The organism is Shewanella sp. 125m-7, assembly GCF_052977045.1.
In genome coordinates, this window is the sequence record NZ_JBRILQ010000012.1 from 26,961 (window position 1) to 47,957 (window position 20,997).

Annotated in this window: 20 protein-coding genes; 8 read left to right on the plus strand and 12 right to left on the minus strand. The window is 45.6% G+C overall.

Annotated features, from left to right (window positions below):
- The first annotated feature begins 76 nt into the window (after window positions 1-76).
- A complete protein-coding gene (locus tag ACVBIL_RS07820; RefSeq protein ID WP_447166415.1) occupies window positions 77-481 on the plus strand; it encodes an acyl-CoA thioesterase in 405 nt (134 codons plus the stop codon).
- A 49-nt stretch (window positions 482-530) separates the two neighbouring features.
- Here ACVBIL_RS07820 and ACVBIL_RS07825 read toward each other — a convergent pair whose 3' ends face one another.
- Window positions 531-803 (minus strand): GNAT family N-acetyltransferase, encoded by a 273-nt coding sequence (locus tag ACVBIL_RS07825; RefSeq protein WP_447166416.1) that lies wholly within the window; start codon window positions 801-803, stop codon window positions 531-533.
- A gap of 49 nt (window positions 804-852) precedes the next feature.
- A complete protein-coding gene (locus ACVBIL_RS07830) occupies window positions 853-1,287 on the minus strand; it encodes an acyl-CoA thioesterase (RefSeq protein WP_447166417.1) in 435 nt (144 codons plus the stop codon).
- 120 nt (window positions 1,288-1,407) lie between these two features.
- Between ACVBIL_RS07830 and ACVBIL_RS07835 the strand changes: the two genes are divergently transcribed.
- Window positions 1,408-2,157, plus strand: coding sequence for a DUF4344 domain-containing metallopeptidase (locus tag ACVBIL_RS07835; protein WP_447166418.1), 750 nt, complete (start codon window positions 1,408-1,410; stop codon window positions 2,155-2,157).
- A gap of 148 nt (window positions 2,158-2,305) precedes the next feature.
- The gene (locus ACVBIL_RS07840; RefSeq protein ID WP_447166419.1) at window positions 2,306-3,235 is read left to right on the plus strand and encodes a hypothetical protein; all 930 of its coding nucleotides are present in this window, start codon (window positions 2,306-2,308) and stop codon (window positions 3,233-3,235) included.
- Window positions 3,236-3,289: 54 nt separating this feature from the next.
- On the opposite strand, the gene mtnC is transcribed toward ACVBIL_RS07840, so the two are convergent.
- Complete coding sequence (mtnC, locus tag ACVBIL_RS07845) at window positions 3,290-3,970, minus strand: acireductone synthase (protein ID WP_447166420.1); 681 nt, start codon at window positions 3,968-3,970, stop codon at window positions 3,290-3,292.
- A gap of 391 nt (window positions 3,971-4,361) precedes the next feature.
- On the opposite strand from mtnC, the gene ACVBIL_RS07850 reads away from it, so the two are divergent.
- Complete coding sequence (locus ACVBIL_RS07850; RefSeq protein ID WP_447166421.1) at window positions 4,362-5,510, plus strand: alpha/beta hydrolase-fold protein; 1,149 nt, start codon at window positions 4,362-4,364, stop codon at window positions 5,508-5,510.
- Window positions 5,511-5,646: 136 nt separating this feature from the next.
- Here the strand turns inward: ACVBIL_RS07850 and ACVBIL_RS07855 are convergent, their stop codons facing one another.
- The 3 genes from ACVBIL_RS07855 to hutI all read right to left on the minus strand — a co-directional run bounded on the left by ACVBIL_RS07855 (window position 5,647) and on the right by hutI (window position 9,423).
- The gene (locus ACVBIL_RS07855; protein ID WP_447166422.1) at window positions 5,647-6,696 is read right to left on the minus strand and encodes a murein transglycosylase domain-containing protein; all 1,050 of its coding nucleotides are present in this window, start codon (window positions 6,694-6,696) and stop codon (window positions 5,647-5,649) included.
- Window positions 6,697-7,465: 769 nt separating this feature from the next.
- The gene (locus ACVBIL_RS07860) at window positions 7,466-7,609 is read right to left on the minus strand and encodes a hypothetical protein (RefSeq protein ID WP_447166423.1); all 144 of its coding nucleotides are present in this window, start codon (window positions 7,607-7,609) and stop codon (window positions 7,466-7,468) included.
- 569 nt (window positions 7,610-8,178) lie between these two features.
- Window positions 8,179-9,423, minus strand: a complete 1,245-nt coding sequence (gene hutI, locus ACVBIL_RS07865; protein ID WP_447166424.1) for an imidazolonepropionase — start codon at window positions 9,421-9,423, stop codon at window positions 8,179-8,181.
- 176 nt (window positions 9,424-9,599) lie between these two features.
- Between hutI and hutC the strand changes: the two genes are divergently transcribed.
- The 4 genes from hutC to ACVBIL_RS07885 all read left to right on the plus strand — a co-directional run bounded on the left by hutC (window position 9,600) and on the right by ACVBIL_RS07885 (window position 14,806).
- Window positions 9,600-10,304 (plus strand): histidine utilization repressor, encoded by a 705-nt coding sequence (gene hutC / locus ACVBIL_RS07870; RefSeq protein WP_447166425.1) that lies wholly within the window; start codon window positions 9,600-9,602, stop codon window positions 10,302-10,304.
- A 179-nt stretch (window positions 10,305-10,483) separates the two neighbouring features.
- The gene (gene hutU / locus ACVBIL_RS07875; protein WP_447166426.1) at window positions 10,484-12,148 is read left to right on the plus strand and encodes a urocanate hydratase; all 1,665 of its coding nucleotides are present in this window, start codon (window positions 10,484-10,486) and stop codon (window positions 12,146-12,148) included.
- Between the two features lie 40 nt (window positions 12,149-12,188).
- Entirely contained in the window at window positions 12,189-13,721 is a 1,533-nt protein-coding gene (hutH, locus tag ACVBIL_RS07880) for a histidine ammonia-lyase (protein WP_447166427.1), read from the plus strand.
- Window positions 13,722-13,870: 149 nt separating this feature from the next.
- Window positions 13,871-14,806: a LysR substrate-binding domain-containing protein gene (locus ACVBIL_RS07885; protein ID WP_447166428.1), complete on the plus strand. Its 936-nt coding sequence runs from the start codon at window positions 13,871-13,873 to the stop codon at window positions 14,804-14,806.
- Between the two features lie 66 nt (window positions 14,807-14,872).
- Here ACVBIL_RS07885 and ACVBIL_RS07890 read toward each other — a convergent pair whose 3' ends face one another.
- From ACVBIL_RS07890 to ACVBIL_RS07915, 6 genes are all read right to left on the minus strand, one after another.
- Complete coding sequence (locus ACVBIL_RS07890) at window positions 14,873-15,259, minus strand: RidA family protein (protein ID WP_447166429.1); 387 nt, start codon at window positions 15,257-15,259, stop codon at window positions 14,873-14,875.
- Between the two features lie 79 nt (window positions 15,260-15,338).
- Window positions 15,339-16,745, minus strand: a complete 1,407-nt coding sequence (locus ACVBIL_RS07895; protein WP_447166430.1) for a Na+/H+ antiporter NhaC family protein — start codon at window positions 16,743-16,745, stop codon at window positions 15,339-15,341.
- A 110-nt stretch (window positions 16,746-16,855) separates the two neighbouring features.
- Window positions 16,856-17,875 (minus strand): D-cysteine desulfhydrase family protein, encoded by a 1,020-nt coding sequence (locus ACVBIL_RS07900; RefSeq protein ID WP_447166431.1) that lies wholly within the window; start codon window positions 17,873-17,875, stop codon window positions 16,856-16,858.
- A 99-nt stretch (window positions 17,876-17,974) separates the two neighbouring features.
- On the minus strand, window positions 17,975-18,715 hold the full coding sequence (locus tag ACVBIL_RS07905) for a sulfite exporter TauE/SafE family protein (RefSeq protein ID WP_447166432.1): 741 nt from the start codon (window positions 18,713-18,715) through the stop codon (window positions 17,975-17,977).
- A gap of 306 nt (window positions 18,716-19,021) precedes the next feature.
- A complete protein-coding gene (locus tag ACVBIL_RS07910; protein WP_447166433.1) occupies window positions 19,022-19,687 on the minus strand; it encodes a DUF3157 family protein in 666 nt (221 codons plus the stop codon).
- A gap of 562 nt (window positions 19,688-20,249) precedes the next feature.
- Entirely contained in the window at window positions 20,250-20,786 is a 537-nt protein-coding gene (locus ACVBIL_RS07915; RefSeq protein ID WP_447166434.1) for a TonB-dependent receptor, read from the minus strand.
- Window positions 20,787-20,997: the final 211 nt, after the last annotated feature.

Sequence of the window (20,997 nt, forward strand, 5' to 3'; positions counted from 1 at the left end):
TATTTATCGGTAGAATGGAGCCGATAAAATTCTAATAACGATCACAGCAATAACAATAACAACAAGGAATACCAGCGTGCAAGAGACTGCATTTAGCCTGACCCTACAACCAAGGTTTTGTGAAACCGACGCCCTAGGCCATATTAACAATACCGTTATTCCGGTGTGGTTTGAGGCGGCGCGTGAGCCTATTTTCAAGATTTTTAATCCAACACAAGATCTCACTAAGTGGAACTTGATTGTCGCGGGCTTTACTATCGGCTTTAACGCACCGACCTACTTTGCCAGCGACGTAACGGTAAAAACCTGGGTGAGTCGTATCGGTAATAGCAGTTTTGAGCTAACTCAAAGTTGCTGGCAGAACGGCAAAAAGACCGCGGAAGCGCAAACGACCATGGTGCATTACGACTATACGAGCGAGAAAAGCCAGCCGCTAGGTGCTGGCATTCGAGAGCAGTTAGCGTTGCTGACAGGCGAGTAGTGTAATGAGTATGGGCTCGTGAAAATGAGCCTTGAGTTTGAGTACGTTGTTATTTTTTGCTCAAAAACTTCTGCACGTACCAGCAGCTTGCTTCAATTTCAAAGCCTTGCGATTTGGCCCATCTTAGGCCACTACGCACTAGCTTTTCAGCTAAGCCTTTACCACGTAGCTCAGGTGGTACATAGGTGTTGTTGAAATTACATCGGGGAGCCGATGGGTCGGCACTATTATCAAACAGCTCATAAGCTAATACGGCTTGCGCCCCGTCTAGGTTGATAACGAATCGACTTTCATCTGCAAGGTGGATGATCTGTTCACTCATGATTTATCCTTTTTGTGTCAGGCAAGTCCAAGGGCTTTGAGTCAAAAGATTAGCTTATTTCGTACTCATAGGTTTTTAAGGCATCGAGTAACTCGGCGGTGAGTTTAGCTTTTTGGCCCGTTTTAAAGTTAAACATCACCACCTGTGAACTGCCTAGTGTCGTCACAGCCTTTTGGTTTTGACTATATACACTGTAGTGCATCATAAACCGGTCATCTTTAATGTCACTTATGCTAACACCAACCGTTAAGGTATCAGGAAAGGTGACTGGACGTTTATAGCGGGCTTGGTTTTCACTGATCACCGGGCCAATAGCGGTAGTTTGTAGCTCATCAAGCAAGTTTATCTGATTAAAAAAGTCGATACGGGCGGTTTCAAAGTAGCGGAAATACACCACATTATTAACGTGTTGCAAGGCATCCATTTCGCCCCAAGCGACTATAATTTGGGTGTTGATGGGATATTGCTTAAGAAAATTATCCATAATGCTCTCTAGTTGATTCGTACCAATATTTAAACGGGCGTTTAACTTTTGACCAGCATAACAGCATGTTTATCAGGCAACAAGGCAATGGATAATGCTAACTAGTATAAGTGGGGGTATATGCAAAGAATGACTAAATGGTTAGCAATCGCGTTACTGCTCAGCTTTGGGCAACTGAGTCAGGCGGCGGTAGTAAATCAATTTATTGAGGCTGAAACCCGACAAGAGCTCAGGGCTTATCGGTTAATTAAAAGTATTGAGCCGCAGTTGCAACTGCTGTACTTAACTTTACCCATGCAACACAAATTAACCGTGGTGTTTGGTTCGCAAGATGGACCATTGTTTGACCCTGAGACAATGCAAATAGAAATCCCTTATCACTTCGTCACTGAGGTGCTTAATCGCTTTACCAAAGATGAATATCAGCAAACGGGAGTAAGCCCAAAAACCGCCACTCAAGATGCGCTGCTCCATACATTAGGTCACGAGTATGGCCACGCCTATATTTACGCTAATGATGTAATCGTACTTGGGCGGGAAGAAGATGCGGTGGATACCTTGGCGACATTATTACTTATCAATGCTTTTGAACAAGGCGCAGAAATTGCGTTAAGTGCAGCTGACCTATTTGCGCTCGAAGATGAAGACATTGATGAGCTGGCAGATGGTGATTTTAGTGATGAACATAGCCTAGATGCACAGCGATACCATGCAAGTGTATGCCTAATTTATGGTAGCAATCCTGAGAAATATGCAAGTCTGCTGGTAGGCTCTGAACAAGGCATAGAAAGAGCGGTGATGTGTGAAGAGGAGTACGCTCGTCAAAGTGATAATTGGGAGAGGTTAAAAAGCCGCTATTTAGCAAAATAATGCACTTGAAAGTCGGCAAATACTAAGCGTGTTTACTTATAGCAGATAATGTTGGTAAATTGTTGCTAAGCGTTTATGGTGGTCGCTTCTTGTGCAATTAATAATGAATGGGGTCCGTTTTTTTATGACGGCAACAAAAATAATAACAATGCCCGCAGCTTTTCAAATCATATTATCTTCGGTTAAGGGCTTCTACCAAAAGCGAATTTCAGGCTTAGGGCAAAAGCTATCAGTACTGACTTTCGCGCAATACCTATATGTGTTAGCGGGATTGATTGCTATTTTTGCGGACTCATTTAGTTGGGTTGCTGTGTTAACTGTGTTGGCGTTAACGATAGAGCTGTTACCTATTTTTGAGCGAATTTGGCATAGCTTAGTTGGTAAAGCAGTGCTGTTGCTGTTTTATGCTGTGGTGGCTAACTTTGCTTTGAGTTGGGCCGGCGGAGTCGTCAATGATGTGATTGGAGTGTCTGCCGCGCATGTTGCTTATACTCACAATTTAGCGATTTTGCTTTATATCCCAGTATGGTTTGTGTTTATCACCGCCCTGGTTATTCTCGCCGCGCAGTTGTTGGTACCTTTCTATTTAATGCTTGCTTTAATGCTCGCACCATTAGGCATAAAACTGCCTAAGTTGACCCAAAATGTGCATTTTCAAAAACTCACTTGGCTATTGCGTTTAATGTTGGCAACAGGCTTGCTTGCTCACCTTGTTTTATATGTATTGCCAGAGCTTGAAGCAGAGCAATTACAACAAACTATTACTAGCGATATCACTGTTGGCTTGGTACCGACTGCGACCACTATAAGTGCCGAAGATACAGAGCTAAAGGGTATGACAGATGAGTATTTGCAAACACGTTATGCGTACCAAGCATTTGTGCGACAGATGATTGCACTCTTTGCATTTGAGTTTGAAGCTGACAGTAAATCTAGGTGTCAAAAGGATGTTGATTCAAGAGTGGTCGAACTAAACGATTATGAAATCATGGAGGTTTATCGAGATAAGGCGCAACTGGATGGCTTTAGGTTTGAAGTGAAAAAGTGTATTTCACCCGCCTTTCCAGTGGTAAGTTGACCATAAAAAGTAACAAAAAAGGGCCATAAAGGCCCTTTTTTAATGTGCTCTAGTTTAGTCGATTTTCAGTTCGCTAAAGCTAGTGATGGTTCTAAAGTCACCAGTGCGTTGGCTATCATCGCGTACCATTTGTACTACGTTTAAGCCTGCTTCACTAGCGGCTTTTAGCTCTTCAAGCACGTCAGATACAAACAAAATCTGCTTCGGGCTTAGGCTAATCGTGTTGACGATATTGCAATAAGCTTGCTTGAAGCGCTTGTTACCCGTGCGAGTATCAAAGTGACCGTTAAACTTATCGTTTAGATCGCCCGCATCGCTGTGGCTAAATAATAGTTTTTGCGCTTCAACCGAGCCAGAAGAGAAGCTGTAAACACGTAAACCTTGTTGCTTGTAGCCATCTAATGCTTCGATAAAATCAGGAAAGATGTGCCCTTTAAACTCACCATTGGCATAGCCCTGCTTCCAGATCAAACCTTGTAAGGTTTTTAGCGGCGTAGCTTTGCGATCTTCTTTAATCCATTGCTGCAAAATTTCAGTGACGCGAGCAAGGCTGGCATCAGGCTCCAGTGCGATATCTTGCACATCGCAAATGCAGTTATCTACGAGTACATTATGTTGATTCTGTTCCAGAAAAGCGGGTAAGGCCTTAGCTGAATAAGGAAATAGTACATCCTCAATAAAGTTAAGGTCGGTAGTCGTACCGGCTGTATCTACGACGATGGCTCTGATACCCATAATGTTTGGTTACTCCGCAATGTGGATTACTTGTAGTCGAGATCGATTTATTGCTCAGATCCTAAGCTGAATTAGCTCAGTTGGCTAGTGTAATCGGCGCTCACTAGGTACTAAATTTACAGTTTTTTCTGATTGTTGGCGACTTATATCTAATATTGACTGACCAAGCTGAGTTATTCATTAAAACACTCGCAGCGGTTATTTTGATTGCTCGTGGTTCATTTTGTCTAAACCCTGAGTCGTAGTTGTTTATTAAGTAATCTACTGTTAACTTGGTCAGTTATTTAACGATTTGCTTAACTACTTAGCTAGCGAGTGGCGGCAACGGCGCTAATTTAAATGGCTAGATCTAGATAGCTAGCTTTAAATGAGTAAACTTCAAGGATCGAAAATGACGAGAATATTTTTTATCGCGTGCTTATTCGTGCCACTCTTCAGTGTTAATGTAAGCGCCACACATAGCGTGGTAGAGCCATTAACAGTAACTTCAGAGCTAATCGAACCCGCAGAGTTTACTGTGACGTTACCGCCCAGTTATGGCACCAAACCAGATAAAGAATATATCGTGCTAGTTGATTTTCATCCACGAAGCCAAGCCTTGCTCGCGGGCATGCATGACTGGATGAGCCATAACGGTGATTGGCCCTGGTTAGAGACCATTATCGTGACGGCGCCTGATGGCCATCAAGGCTTAGGCGAACTAAAAAGCGCAGCGATTGAAGAACGCGGTAATCAACAGTTACTCGATTACCTCGAACAAAACCTACTGCCCGCTATCGACAAGCAATACCGCACTAATGGTTTTCGCATTTTAAATGGCTTTACCGGTAACGCAGGGCTGGGATTATATACCTTAATCAATCGCCCCAGCTTGTTTAATGCCTACTTTGTAGCAAGCCCTGTGCTAAGTAAAGATTTTGCCTATGTCATTAAAGATGCGCCGAAAAAGCTTGCTGATATGCAAGGTAATCCTCGATTTTTGTTTATGAGCACTAGCGATAGTGACTTTGAGCAAAGGCAGTTAGCGTCGTTTGCTGAAATGGAAACTATCATAAAAGCCAATGCAAATAGCACATTGGATTACCGTATAAAGCGCTTCGATGGCAGCTATTACATGACGCAACCCGTGCTCGCTACAGCCTATGCCATTGAGCAGTTATTCGATGATTACCATCAAGTGTTAGCGGCAGATTCAGACATTTCAAAGCAAGGCCCAAAGGCGATTTTGGCGCATTACCAGTTTTTAACTGAGCAGAAATATGGCTTTAAAGTGCCCGCAACCAGCTCATTAATACAACTGGGTGACGCTTACCTTGAGGCCGAACCAAGCAAGGCGATTGAGGTGTATAAGGTAGCGATTAGCGACTCTCCAGAAGCCTATGCTGCTTATGATGCGGTAGCCGGTGCTTACGCCAAACTGGGAGAGATAGAGTTGGCAATAAAGTACCAAGCTCTAGCGCTGGATATTACCGACCATCCGTTTTATCAAAATAAATACGCTAAGCAGCTGGCCAAGTATAAACAGCAAAGTAAGCTCTAATGGATTAGCTATTTGAAGACAAAAACGATAGCCCATTGGCTATCGTTTTCGTTTTATATGGCGCAATCCTAAAAAGATTGCAGTGAAGAGATAGGAGCCTGAAGTGTGCTACTTACCTTTCTATTAGGTAATTAAGTTAGAGATATTTCTTCTGTCTACTACTGACTTTTTTCAAGTAGTTTCGGGTTTCTTGGCGGTTGTGACGATGGGTCAAAAACCAATAAAACTCACTCACCGTCATCTTATTAATCCGCGCTAAGGCCTTGGTGCGATTCCCCCTAGAGTCGAGACTCTTCCACAGATTACCCGCACCGCCGTTATAGCTTGAGATCACCGCATATTCACGTTTCTTTGGATGGGTAATCCCCTTAAGGTAGCGGCTTGAAAGTATCTTTAAATAGCCCGTGCCGACCTCGATATTTTTGGCCGGATCATAAAGGTAAGCCGACGACGGTGTATGTTTATAGCCTTGAATTAAATTGAAATAGTCACGGCCCGCAGTGTTAGCCTTAATCTGCATCAAGCCTAGGGCGTTAGAGCGTGAACGAGCCAGCGGGTTAAACGAGCTTTCAGTCTCGATAATCGCCATAATTAAATCTGTGCTAACCCCGTGTTTTCGGCTAGCGCTGCGGGCATAGTTAATGTACTTATTACCAGCTATGGTGGTGTGTTCTTTCACCATGTGAATAGCCACTTGAAAGCGCGAGTTAACTCGTTTGCTTTTATTGACTAGCTCATCGGCATAGCGTGATGCCCGCCATTCAAATTCAATCGCCTTGCCCTCTTTATCGAGCACTTGCCCCCAGAAAAAAGGCTTCTTCTTTTTGCTGATTAAGCCAAAGTCCTCTGCGGTTTGTGCGTCGATGACCTTAGGGTCAATTTGGGTAAGTAGCACCTGTACCACAGCTTCTTTTAGCTGCGCTTTACTGCGGGTTTCGACCAAGATTAAACCACGTTTAAAGTCGACGTAAGTTGAAGCTTGTGCGCTGTCTTTAAAGACTAAAACCGACGGCACGATAGGCCGAGAGTATGAGTCTTGCCCCTGATATTCTTGTAGCAGTGCCGCTACATCTGCATCGTAGTCGCTCAAGTCTAATTCGCTACTGTTAGCGCTAGCGACATTCGCTATGGCGATAGCGGTTACGCTGAACACGAGTATAAGTAGCTGTGATAGGTATTTAGACATTTATCAGTGGGTTAGGTTTTTGTGGGGTGATTATACAATGGTAATTGCTCAGGCGTTAGCTGATGGCTAACTTTTCATTTTTAATCATCAAACTTCGTTTGATAAATCTATCAGGCTACGCCTGAACTCTATAGTTAGACTTCGTCTAACAACTTAGGCAATCAAGCTGCGCTTGATAAAGGTCGTGAGCTTCCTGCTCACACACGGCCAAGAGGGGATCAACAGCAATCCCCTCTTGGATCACCCCTGCCGCCCCGACGAAGTTGTTGATCCTCATGCTTATGGATAAATCACTAACGCTTCCGATGGGGCATCTGATGTGAATGGATTCACAAATGCCGTGAAGGCATGGATGCCTAGGAACGGCCTGCCCCGCGAAAGCTATGCCGACATCCCTGTCGGCATCACGTGACTCTGGTTTATAAAGAATTTCCAACGCACTTCGGCAACTTCGATGGGGAATTGGAGTTTCCTGTAAATTCAGTGGCTAATTTTAGTTTTGTAGCTTGTATCTGTGAACACAGAAACCTAGAGATAGTGCTTTTCTAATCCGGTGCAGATACGGCCGTGACCGTCCATGATCTGGTGAGAGATAACGGAGTTATCAAGCTCTCGAACGAGAGGCAGGATGCCGAACTGGCCTTTGAACAGGGATGTTGTTTGTCATGGCCGAGCTTCCAGGGATGGATTTACAGCATGTCACGGAAGTGTCTGCACATACGTCTGCTGCTGGCAATTGGAAGCACGGGTGGTTGAATGTAAGTTTTGCTTAAAGACATAAGCAATCAAGCTGCGCTTGATAAAGGTCGTGAGCTTCCAGCTCACACACGGCCAAGAGGGGATCAACAGCAATCCCCTCTTGGATCACCCCTGCCGCCCCGACGAAGTTACATGCATTAGATGCGGGCCTCATGCTTCAATAAAAATCGCCTAACGGCTCAGATGGGACATCCATGTCCCTCCGAGCCTGAACCATCATCCATGATGGTTCTACGGCATTTTTACTTACGCACTTCGGCAACTTCGATGGGGAATAGGTGTTTCCTGTAACTTCTGGGTGGATATTGATTTCGGATTTTATGCGAACACTAAAAGCTAGGAATTGTGCTTTTCTAACCTAGTGTAGATGCGGCTTAGGCCTTTGATGGCATGGTGAGAGATAACGGAGTTATCAAGCTCTCGAACGAGAGGCAGGATGCCGAACTGGCCTTTAAACCGGGATGTTGTTTGCCATCGTAGAGCGGTCTGGGATGACGTAAAGCGTGCCTAAGAAGTGTCTGCACATACGCCGACCGCAGGTCATTAGCTGCATTAGATGTAGAAAGCCACACCTGAGGTTATTAGATACAAAACCCTGTCCAGCACCAGCTGCAGGCAATTGGAACCAGGGCTGCTGGAAGCCACTCCGAAGTTCCAAATACGATAAAAACTAACAGCAACACCTAAAACGATGAACATGCCTCATCGCTCAGGCATAGCTCATCATTGGTGTACGAGATGACCGTTTTTCACCACATCCACACACGATGCCACACCATAGGTGTACGCCAGCTCCGCTGGGGTGCTGATATTCCACATACAGAAATCGGCAGTCATGCCGACTTCAATAACGCCGACATGGTCATCAATGCCCAACGCCTTGGCGGCATTGCGCGTCATGCCTGCTAACGCTTCCTCTGGCGTTAAACGCAGTAACGTACAGGCCATATTGAGCATCAATAGGCTGGAGCATATTGGTGATGAGCCCGGGTTGTAATCGCTGGCGACCACCATAGGCACCTTGTATTTGCGCAGCAAATCGATTGGCGGGTGTTGGGTTTCACGTAAAAAGTAAAATGCGCCGGGAAGAATTGTGGCGCAGGTACCGCTTTCGCTTAATGCTTTTACGCCGTCTTCATCAAGATATTCGATGTGATCTACCGATTTAGCGCCAAGCTTGGCTGCTAAGGCGGAGCCGCCCATATTAGAAAGCTGCTCTGCGTGCAATTTGATATCCAGTCCAGCATCTTTTGCGGCGGTGAGTACGCGTTCGGTTTGTTCTAAATTGAAGGCGATATTCTCGCAAAACACATCGACAGCATCGGCAAGGTTTTCTGCAATCACGCGCGGTAACATTTCGTTGATCACTAAGTCAACGTAAGCATCACTCCTTTCTGTACTACCGGGAGCGTCTTTGTATTCTGGTGGAATAGCGTGTGCGCCTAAAAAGGTGGTTTTAACGTCTACATGATGATGCTTACCCAGTTCGCGGGCGACGCGTAGAATTTTAAGCTCGGTGTCGATATCTAGGCCATAACCTGACTTGATTTCTACGGTGGTCACGCCCTCTTTAGCGAGTGCGTTTAGGCGTTGACGACCCAGCTCAAATAGCTCGGCTTCATCGGCTTCGCGGCAGGCTTTGACGGTTGAAATGATACCACCGCCGCTGCGTGCGATCTCTTCGTAACTCGCGCCTTGTAGACGCAGTTCAAACTCATTAGCGCGGTTGCCTGCAAATATTAAATGGGTGTGGGCATCGATTAATCCAGGGGTGATCCAGCCACCTTTACCTTTGTAAATTGGGGTAGCGAATACATCAAATTCAGGCAGTTCGCTACGCTTACCAACCCAAGCTATTTTGCCGTCCTGTACAGCAAGCGCTGCATCGGTAATGGCACCGTAAGGCTCTGAAATGTTTGGCGACATTGTGGCGATGTTGATATCTATCCAGACTTGATCCCACGACATGATGCAGTTCTCTTTTTGGTTTCTTTTTGCGGTGTTGGAATACTAACACCAAATATCAGCACTAAAAATAATTTGTGAGCTAGCTTGTATTTACTTGTATATACAAGCTAGGATTGTAGCCGAGTTTTTGAGCATGTAAATAGCGGGCTGCAAGTTAAATAGCAACGGGATAGTTAATGGCAACGCCAAAGTTTGAAGAGATTAAGCAATATATTTTAGCGCAAATTGAGTCTGGCGAATGGGCTGAAGATAGCCGTGTGCCATCTGAAAATCAATTGGCCGAGTTGTTTAATTGCAGCCGCATGACGGCGCGCCGTGCCGTTACTGAGTTAACTGAATCGGGCGTATTAGAGCGCTCTCAAGGCTTAGGCACTTTCGTTGCAGGCCTAAAAACCCAGTCTTCGATGATGGCGATTCGCAATATTGCCGACGAGATAAAAGACCGTGGTCACGGTTATAGTGTGCAACAAGTGTTGCTGACTCAAACCACGGCAACGGGCGCGATTGCGATTGCGCTGGGGCTAGAAGAGGGCGGCGCGGTTTATCAGTCGGTATTAGTCCACTGCGAGCAAGGTACACCGCTGCAGCTAGAAGAGCGCTTTGTTAACCCTAAACTGGTGCCTGAGTATTTAGCACAAGATTTTACCCAGCAAACTCCCCATGAATATTTGTCGATGGTGGCACCGTTAACCGAAGCCAAGCACACTATCGAGGCCAAAATGGCCGATATTGCGCAGTTAGCCCTGTTACAAATTGCAGCCTCAGAGCCGTGTTTACAGATTACTCGCCGAACTTGGTCACGCCAAGGTGTGGTGAGTTTTGCGCGCTTAGTGCATCCCGGCAGTCGATTTAAATTAGGTGGCCACCTGACCTTTAGTTAAAGACGCTGGGGAGTTAAGACGCAGTGGGCTGCCGCTATGCAAGTAAAAGCGATCAACAAAACGCTTTAGCAATGATTCACTAATGATTTACCAAAGAATTGACAGTAAGACAGTAAATATAAAGCTTAAAAATAAGCTGATAAGAAAAACATAAAAACAAATTGAACGAGGTAGTACCTATGGATAAGAGACACGATCCGAGCCGCCGCATTATCGCGCCGACAGGAACAACACTCAGCTGTAAGAGCTGGCTGACTGAAGCACCTATGCGAATGTTGATGAACAACTTGCATCCCGATGTGGCTGAGCGTCCTGAAGACTTAGTGGTTTATGGCGGTATTGGCCGTGCGGCTCGTGATTGGGAGTGTTACGACAAAATCGTTGAGGTACTGCAGCGCCTTGAAGAAGACGAAACCTTAATGGTGCAGTCGGGTAAGCCAGTTGGCGTATTCAAAACCCACAGTAACGCACCGCGGGTGATCATCGCTAACTCTAACCTAGTGCCACATTGGGCAAACTGGGAACATTTTAACGAGTTAGATAAAAAAGGGTTGGCCATGTATGGCCAGATGACAGCAGGTTCGTGGATCTATATCGGCTCACAAGGCATTGTCCAAGGGACTTACGAAACGTTCGTTGCTATGGCTAAGCAACACTTTAATGGTTCGTCTGCAGGCAAGTGGATCTTAACCGGTGGCCTAGGTGGCATGGGCGGCGCGCAGCCTCTAGCTGGCACTATGGCGGGTTACTCAGTATTGACCTGTGAAGTGGATGAAACTCGTATCGATTTCCGTCTACGGACAAAATACGTCGACAAAAAAGCCACTAGCCTTGATCAAGCCTTAGCGATGATTGATGAAGCTAATGCTAATGGCAAGCCCGTTTCGGTTGGTCTGCTTGGTAACGCAGCTGACGTATTTGCCGAACTGGTTGAACGCGGTATTACCCCTGATGTAGTGACTGACCAAACCTCGGCGCATGATCCGCTAAATGGTTACCTGCCACAAGGCTGGACGCTAGAGCAAGCGATTGAAATGCGTAAAACTGACGAAGCGGCAGTGGTTAAAGCGGCCAAGCAGTCAATGGCAGTGCAAGTAAAAGCCATGCTGGCGCTACAAGCTGCAGGCGCGGCGACCACCGATTACGGTAACAACATCCGCCAAATGGCATTTGAAGAAGGCGTTGAAAACGCATTCGATTTTCCCGGTTTTGTGCCAGCTTATGTACGCCCACTGTTCTGTGAAGGCATAGGCCCATTCCGCTGGGTGGCGCTGTCTGGCGACCCTGAGGATATCTACAAGACCGACGCAAAAGTAAAAGAGCTTATTCCTGATAATCCACATCTACACAACTGGTTAGATATGGCGCGCGAGCGTATCGCGTTCCAAGGTCTGCCGTCACGCATCTGCTGGGTAGGCTTAAAAGATCGTGCTCGTTTGGCACTCGCCTTTAACGAAATGGTAAAAAATGGCGAGCTGTCAGCGCCAATTGTGATTGGTCGCGACCATTTAGATTCAGGCTCAGTTGCTAGCCCTAACCGCGAAACAGAATCTATGCTCGATGGTTCTGATGCGGTATCGGATTGGCCGTTAATGAACGCACTGCTTAACACCGCAAGCGGTGCAACTTGGGTATCGCTGCATCACGGTGGTGGTGTCGGTATGGGCTTTAGCCAGCACTCTGGTGTGGTGATTGTGGCTGACGGCAGTGATGACGCTGCGGCGCGCTTAGGTCGCGTACTGTGGAATGACCCGGCAACGGGGGTGATGCGTCACGCTGACGCCGGATACGATATCGCTAAAAATTGTGCAAAAGAGCAGGGTCTTGACCTGCCAATGCTATAAGCCAGCTCGAACGAGCAGTATAAGAATAAGAGGCATTAACATGAGTCATTTAGTATTAACTCCGGGTACGTTAACCCTAGCGCAAATCCGTGAGATCAGTCGTGGCAAGGTAACATTAGAACTAGCACAAAGCGCTATCGCCGATATCAACACCAGTGCAGGGCTAGTACAGCAAGTATTGGATGAAGGCCGCACGGTTTACGGCATTAACACCGGCTTTGGCTTGTTGGCAAACACCAAGATTGCTGCTGACGACCTGCAACTGCTACAGCGCTCTATTGTGCTGTCTCACGCTGCAGGTACCGGAAAACCCATGAGCGATGCGACTGTGCGCTTGATGATGGTATTGAAGATCAACTCACTGAGCCGTGGTTTTTCTGGCATTCGTTTAGAGGTGATTAATTTCCTAATTGCACTGGTGAATGCTGAAGTTTATCCCTGTGTACCTGAAAAGGGCTCTGTGGGGGCATCGGGTGACTTAGCGCCGCTATCACACATGTGTTTGCCACTGCTTGCTGAAGGCGAAGTGAGTTATAAAGGTCAGCTAATTAGCGCCGCGCAGGGTCTTGAAATCGCCGGGCTTAAGCCACTTGAGCTGGCGGCCAAAGAAGGTTTAGCACTGCTTAACGGTACTCAAGCTTCAACGGCATTAGCCCTTGAAGGTTTGTTTAACGCAGAAGATCTGTTTGCTGCAAGCTCAGTGATTGGTGCCATGAGCGTTGAAGCGGCAATGGGCAGTCGTAGCCCGTTCGATGCACGTATTCACGCAGCTCGTGGTCAAAAAGGTCAGATTGATTCGGCGGCTGTGTTCCGTCATTTACTCGGTGATGAGTCTGAGATCAGCCTAGATCACGTTAACTGTGAAAAGGTACAAGATCCTTACTCGTTACGTTGTCAGCCACAGGTGCTTGGGGCATGTTTAACTCAAATTCGCCACGCGGCAGATGTACTTGGCACAGAAGCTAATGGCGTTACCGATAACCCACTCGTGTTCCAAGACACTGGCGATATTATCTCGGGTGGTAACTTCCACGCTGAGCCTGTTGCTATGGCAGCGGACAACTTAGCGATTGCGATTGCTGAGCTTGGCTCTATCGCTGAGCGTCGTATCGCGTTGTTGATTGACTCTAACCTGTCGAAACTGCCTCCATTTTTGGTTGAAAACGGCGGGGTTAACTCAGGCTTTATGATTGCGCAGGTAACGGCAGCGGCATTGGCATCAGAGAACAAAACTTACGCCCATCCTGCATCAGTCGATAGCTTACCGACATCGGCGAACCAAGAAGATCACGTGTCGATGGCGACCTTTGCGGCGCGCCGTTTGCGCGATATGTCTGAAAACACCCGCGGTGTATTGGCGGTTGAGTTATTAGCTGCGGCGCAAGGCTTAGATTTCCGCGCGCCACTGCAACCGAGTGTGGCTGTAGCAAAGGCAAAAGCTGAGTTACGTGAGTTAGTGACTTACTACGATAAGGACCGTTTCTTCGGCCCTGATATCGAAGCCGCAACTAACTTGTTGCTAACAGCCAGCTACAACGCATACCTGCCAGCAAATATCTTACCTAGTCTATAGGTTTTATTTAGTTAGTCGTGAGTAAAAGGGCCTAATGGCCCTTTTTTATTGGCTTTTTAGCGTCGTAAGTTGCTGGATTTGAGAGGCGGTACTCAGTAGCAAAAAGTGCTTTTCGCTACTATCGCCTGACTATAGCTGTCTCTTATTAGGTGAAATCATTGCCAGCAGATTCGAAAATCAAAATTCGTCAAATTGAAGCGTTTCGCTGTTTCATGCTGTCAGGCACCGTCACTGGCGCAGCAGAGTTACTCTATATTTCTCAACCCGCGGTGAGTCGTTTGCTGTCTGAACTTGAGTATCGAGTGGGTTTTCCGTTATTTGTGCGTACACACAATAAATTAGAAGCAACGCCAGAGGCGAAATTATTCTATAAAGATGTTAATCGGGTCTTTATTGGGATGAACAGTTTAGCTTCTTCGGCTGATGCCATTGCTCGCAATAACCAGGGTCGACTGCGCGTCGGCGTGATGCCTATTTGCTCTAATAGTTTTATGCCAGACGTGATCGCAGCATTTTTAAGTGAGCACCCTAATGTGTCGATTGAATTGGAGTCGGCATCAAGAATTCAGCTATTGGAAATGGTGCGTAGCCACAGAATCGATATTGCAATAACCACTAACGTTGAAGCGGATGAAGAGGAGTTCAACTGTCGCTTTCTGCGCAGACACCGAGCGGTGGTTTTACTCCATGAGGGACATCCATTAGCACAAAAAAGCTCACTCTCACCGATCGATCTGAAACATGAACGCTTTATGACCTTGGCCTATGGCAGTCCATTTCGAACGCGAGTCGAGGATGCGTTTCTTAAGCAGAGCGTTAAGCGTAATATTATTCTTGAGGCGAGAGAGCAAAGTACTCTGTTTCAGCTAGTGAAGAAGGGCGTGGGTATCGCAATTTTAGACCCTTTCGTACTGCAGTCTGGTGCGGATGGCATTGTAAGTCGGCCATTTGAACCTGTGACTGAGTGGGAATACCACGTGGTTCAGGCAAAAGGGATTCAGACTCCTAGGATGGTGAATGCTTTCTTAGACATCTTATTTGAGTATTTTGAAAGCCCGGCACTGAATAAAGAGCCTGAAAGCTAATGTGAACATGATAAAAAGCCAAAAAAATACCGCAGCATGCTGCGGTATTTGATCAATCAATTCTGATTAGCTTCTTATTGCAATCGCTTCGATTTCGATTAGCGCATCTTTTGGAAGACGTGCAACTTCAACACAAGAGCGTGCTGGGTAAGCAGCGCCTAAGTTGTCGAAGAAGTTTTGGTAAACTTCGTTAACGATAGGGAAGCTGTTTAGATCTTTTACGAATACTGTCATCTTAAACACGTTAGCCATAGTTAGACCCGCAGACTCTACGATAGCTTGAACGTTCTTTAGTGACTGTAGTGCCTGCTCTGCCACATCTGCAGACATTTCACCTGTTGCTGGATCGATTGGTAGCTGGCCAGAGGTAAAGATCATGCTACCAAGGTCAACACCTTGAACATATGGGCCGATAGCTGCTGGTGCTGATTCAGTGTTAAGTACTTTAGTCATTTTTATTTCCTATTTTTTTACTTGTGGCGGCCTACGCCGCCACAGCTTTTGTCATTCGTTTATTGTTATTAGTTGTAAATTAGGCTGGTTGTACTTGAGCTTGAGCCTGATTGCCGTAGCGTTTCCAGCCTGTGATGATTGAGAACATCATTACGCACAATAGTGCCCAAGGGTATGGCGCCATAAAGCTGATTGATGCACTTGGAACCGCTAGGCCTGAAGAGATGGCTGAGGTTTCAACAGCCGAGTACCAGACCATAACCGCTAGACACCAAGGCATCATGTAGAAGATTGAACACACTGAGGCGCTCATCAAGTTTGCGCGACGCTCAGGAGTAATATTGTTCTTCTCACCTAGTGGTTTAATAAGCGTTGGTCCCACTAGCAACTGAGATGGCGCATTTGAGCTGACTAATAGTGATGACACAGAAGTCGAGAAGAACATCAATAGTTCAGTGCTGCGAGTGCTGTTTGAAACGCGTTCAGTGATGAACTTGAGAATGTCATCAATAATGCCGCTATTCATGAAAATCTTGATAACACCCAAGATTAAGATAACGAATACTACAGCACCGGTTACACCCGCAATCGCATCTTCGATGATACCATTCGATACACCGCGCTCAGAAGGAACGGTGAACAGATCTGTTACCGCGAAAGCGCCGATACCCAGTCCAACAACCGTAGCAACTAAGATACCGTAGCTAAGGGCTTCCAATAGGTGACGACCCTTAAGCGCGAAGAAAACCACGGCAGCAACAGAGAGCAACATCAGTAAACTTTCTGGACGAGCGCTGTCACCGCTTTGACCAGCGGCTTCGACTAGACCGTCACCTTGACCAAAGAATACCAAGGCTACCAGTGCAATAGCGCCCGCCGTTAAAGACAGTGGCATACGTTGGCGAACCGTGGCGCCAAAATCGGCTCCCTGTGTGGTACAGCCTACGATGGTGGTATCTGAAATTGGGGCAACGTTATCGCCAAATACTGCGCCTGATAGAAGCGCTAGAGCAACGAAGGCGGGATCTGCGCCTAGGTACACACCGGCTGGGAATAGAATGGGTGCTAAGGCTAAATTGGCACCATTTGAGGAGCCGGTACCCATAGCAAATATTGCGGTAGACATAAATACGATGATAAGGAACATGCTGCCTTGAATACCGGTAGACATACCAAACCATAAGATACCGTCTACTAGACCGCCGGCCTTCATTAATGAGCCTAGAACTGCTGCAAAAATCCAAGCGGTGATCACTACCACTCCGGTTTTATCGGCGATGCCATCTAAAATAGACTGAAAATAATCACGCTTACTCTTAACCAGAAACATACCTAAGATGATGGCGATAAAGCCAGGAGCCCAAGCAGATTTTGGGCCTCCAACGCCATTAAAGGTAAGCAGTAGCATTAGACCAACCATGGTCAATAGTGGAACCATGCCACCTATTTTTCCAATATGAAACTCAAGCTTAGTTGACTGAGACATAATTGATTCTACCTATCCCGTCGCGATGCAAGAGGCTTAGCCTCTCCATGCTTGGAATAAAAATTTTGGCCAAAATGCCTGAGAAAACGCTCAGGCATATTTTTAATTTTTTACTTATTGGCAATCAGTTCTGGGTAGCCGAATAGGGCTGGTGTACCACCTGTATGTAAAAACACCACGTTCTGCTCTTTAGTGAATTGACCGTCGCGGATCATGCCGATCATGCCAGCCATGCTCTTAGCTGTGTAGGTAGGGTCTAATAATATCCCTTCTTCATGACCTAAAATCTCGATTGCTTCATGAACTTCAGTCGTCAATTGGCCATATCCTGGGCCAAGCACCCAGTCTTCACACTTAACTAAGTCGTGAGTCGCTTTATTTTCGTCAACACCAAGTAGTTGCAGTACTTTGCGAGTCTTAATTAATACGCGCTCGAACTGAGCCACTTTGTCGCGGCGAACGCAGAAACCGTATACTGGGATATCGCTGTTTAGGGCGATTAAGCCCGCTAAAACACCTGCGTGAGTGTTAGCAGAGCCTGTCGGTAGTACGATGGCATCGATCTTCATGCCAGTCGCTTGTGCTTGAAGCAATAACTCTTCAACACAGTCAACATAACCTAGTGCACCCCATGGCGTTTTACCTACAGCACCTAACGGGATAACGAATGGCTTATAGCCTTCGGCGGCAAGTTCTTCTGCTCGGTCGTACATCACTTGATCGGCACCATTTTCATCTTCACCGACGGGGTAATTATGGATTTTTGCGCCCATGATCTTATCTAGGAAAGGGTTACCACTGTTTTCGTATTCAGGTAATCTGCCATCTACACGGTGTTCTAGCTGAACTTCTATATGCCAGCCCATCTTACGAGCTGCTGCAACTGTCATACGAACATGGTTAGACTGCACCGCACCTGTGGTGAGTAGGGCGTTACAACCGTCAGATTGAGCCTTACCAACATAAAATTCTAGCTGACGCGCCTTGTTGCCGCCCATTGCTAGACCAGTAGCATCATCACGCTTAATCCATAATTTTGGACCACCGAATTTTTTGGTCATATTAGCCATAAATTCAAAAGGTGTAGGTGTGTGTGCCAATTTAGCTTTTGGATATTTATCAGTAAGCATGTTCGATTCCTTTGATATTAATTTATTGTTTTATCAATATGTGTAAGAAAAATTAGTTTGTTAATGCTGTTGGTTTTTAATTAAAACGGTTTTTCTGTTTTATATATTTATTAGAATGTTTAGTCCGCTACCGAATAAAACAAACAAGGTGATTTTTTTAAATAACTTTGGGTTGATGTATTTAGATATGTAATCCCCGAAGAATGCGCCTATAAAGGTTGCAGGAATTAACATCATTGATGTTTTAAGTGTCTGAGTTTCTATCCCGACAAAAGAAGCTTGAAGGCCTAATGCCACTATGTAAGAGAAGGTAGAGCAGGTGATGACAGTGGCTCTAATTTGATCTTTAGAGAGCACACTGCGAGTTAGGTATGCAACGACAACAGGGCCTGGCATCGCCATAGCACTCGCCATCACACCGGACATAGTGCCCACTCCAAAACAGGAACCTTTGCCCATGCTCGCAGGAGTCGTTTCATGCCCCTTATGGGTTTTAATCATCTCTAAGATGTTCTGAACGGTAATCGCTAGAATAAGTACCGCGACAGAAATTTTAAGTGCAGTGAGGTCGAAATTACTAAATATAATGATCCCGATAGGGTAACCAAGCGCGCAACCAAACATTATTTTTTTGACTAAATCCATTGGTGCTATTTTGCGGATTTTAATAAAGTGAACTAATGACATTGCGAGCGTTAATATAATAACAATTTGAATGGCTGAATTTGATTGTAATAATACAAGTAAAAAGCTAACGCCAATTAAACCAAATCCAAAGCCTGTTGCAGCTTGTAACGTTGCCGCGAAAAATACTGTCATTAATAATAATGATAGTTCCATAACTTAACCGGATAATATAATTAATCTATGCGCTGATTATATGGTTCTGTACCTAGTATGAGTCAATTGACTATCGTTTAGACAGGTATAACTAAATGTTATGCTGACTTGTAAACTCACAGTTTTAGCGGATTTTTTTATCTTTATTGTAGGATGAATGCTGGCGCATTTATTGAGCGGGGGTGGGGCTGCAAACTAAAGAAAGCGTACTCTTTAAGCTTTAAACGTCATTAAATTAAAAAGCCAGTCGTGGCTATCACGGCTGGCTTTCGTTTTGGATATTAGGGCGTTAACTTTAAATATGGCTTACATGCGTGAGTCCATTTCACCCATTTTCAAACTCATAAGCTGCTTAGTCCACTGAGCCTTGTCGATACCTTCAATCCAGAATACACGGCTTTCGCGAGTCTGGCCTTTACGCAGGTAAGTGTCAGGCATTCTGAAAACGGCTTGCCATACTTTGACGGTTTCTTTTTTGATTAATATACCTGAGTCGGCAAACAAGCTGACCTCTAGCTCTATCATCACGTAATGTTCTGGGCTGTTGCTGCTAAGTTCGAAGGTCAGGCCTAGGCGGTCATCATCCCATTGGCTATCAAGAACGCTGACTTTTACGCCGCTTTTGGCGGTTGATTTTAGTAATGCAGATTGCGCGATAGCGCTCGAAGTCAGTGTTTCTGTGTTGGCAGGCAGTGTTGTTGGTATTGCGTCGGTCGTGACTTTCGGTTCACTTTTTACTGGCGTGCTACTTTCTGCCACGGCTACAGTGGCGATGGTTGCTGGCAAGGTTACAGGGACAGCGGTATCTGGCTTGCTTTGGCTCTCAAAAATGACATATTCCCATGTAAAGTCGTCGTTGAGTTTAACAGTGGCACCATTGTCTAAGGTGACTCTTGCCACTTCTTCGGCAAGCGCGGGAATTGAAAACATCAGTAACGCAATCGAGGCGTAGGTTCGTAGGGTTTTATACATGAGTGCTAACCTATTAACGTAGATTGGCCTAGCATAGACAAACTGTTGCAGGATTAACACCTATCACAGTTAAATTAGACTGTGGCCATCACAAAAGTGGCCAGATTATTTACGTTAAATGATAGGGTTATCGTTACATAGAGTAACCGATACTCAATACGGTAGACTCCATTGAGGAGTTATAGCCCGCACCTAGCATCAGGTGTGTACCAATGACGTAACCAATAGTGTAATTTAAGCCGACGTCTACCTATCGATATTAATGGTATGGCTACATGGAGTAACCGATACTCAATACTCAATACGGTAGACTCCATTGAGGAGTTATAGCCCGCACCTAGCATCAGGTGTTTACCAATGACGTAACCAATAGTGTAATTTAGGCCGTCTTCTACCTATCGATATTACATGGTATGGCTACATGGAGTAACCGATACTCAATACTCAATACGGTAGACTCCATTGAGGAGTTATAGCTCGCACCTAGCATCAGGTGTTTACCAATGACGTAACCAATAGTGTAATTTAGGCCGTCTTCTACCTATCGATATTAATGGTATGGCTACATAGAGTAACCGATACTCAATACGGCAGATTCGGTGGCTGAGTTATAGCCCGCACCTAGCATCAGGTGTTTACCAATAACGTAACGTAGGCCGATTTCGGCACCCCATCGGGTGTCTTTATCGGTTTCCCAGACGGGTTCGGCGCCAACAACATAAGGCACGATATTGGTAGTTGAAGAGTACTCTGTCGTATAGGCCGCGGCGCCGCCATAGAAACTGAGATCGGTTGTGAGTGAATAGCTAAGGCCAAAGCGCCAGAGGGTATCACGGGTGTAGGCTTCACCTGGTGGCTCAACATAAACGTCTTCTTTTTTACTCTGGGCATAACCTATGTAATAGCCCCAGTCGGCATAGTCGCGGTCATAATGACGAGGAGCAAAAGTGATTCCGTACATATTTTCCGCTGCGGGAATATAGTCTACAGTTATAGCCATAACCGGAGTAGGTTTGATAGCTTCGTCTTGGCTGTAATCATTTGCCATAGCGTTAAGGCTAAAAAAAATGACAAAGCTGGCTACTAATAATCTACTCATGCTTATCTCTTAAACGTCAGATATATGATGATATATTGTTCTAAATCTTTTGTTTACAGTCAACCAACAGTGTTAAAATAGCTGAAATAATAGAGGTTTGTAATAGCAGTGTTGAACTTGTTTGACGCTGATGTTGGACTTTGTTTAGATCTATACCCAAGCCACCTGAAGATGCAGGGTTCAGTGGGAATTTAATGCGCTTTAAGCAAGG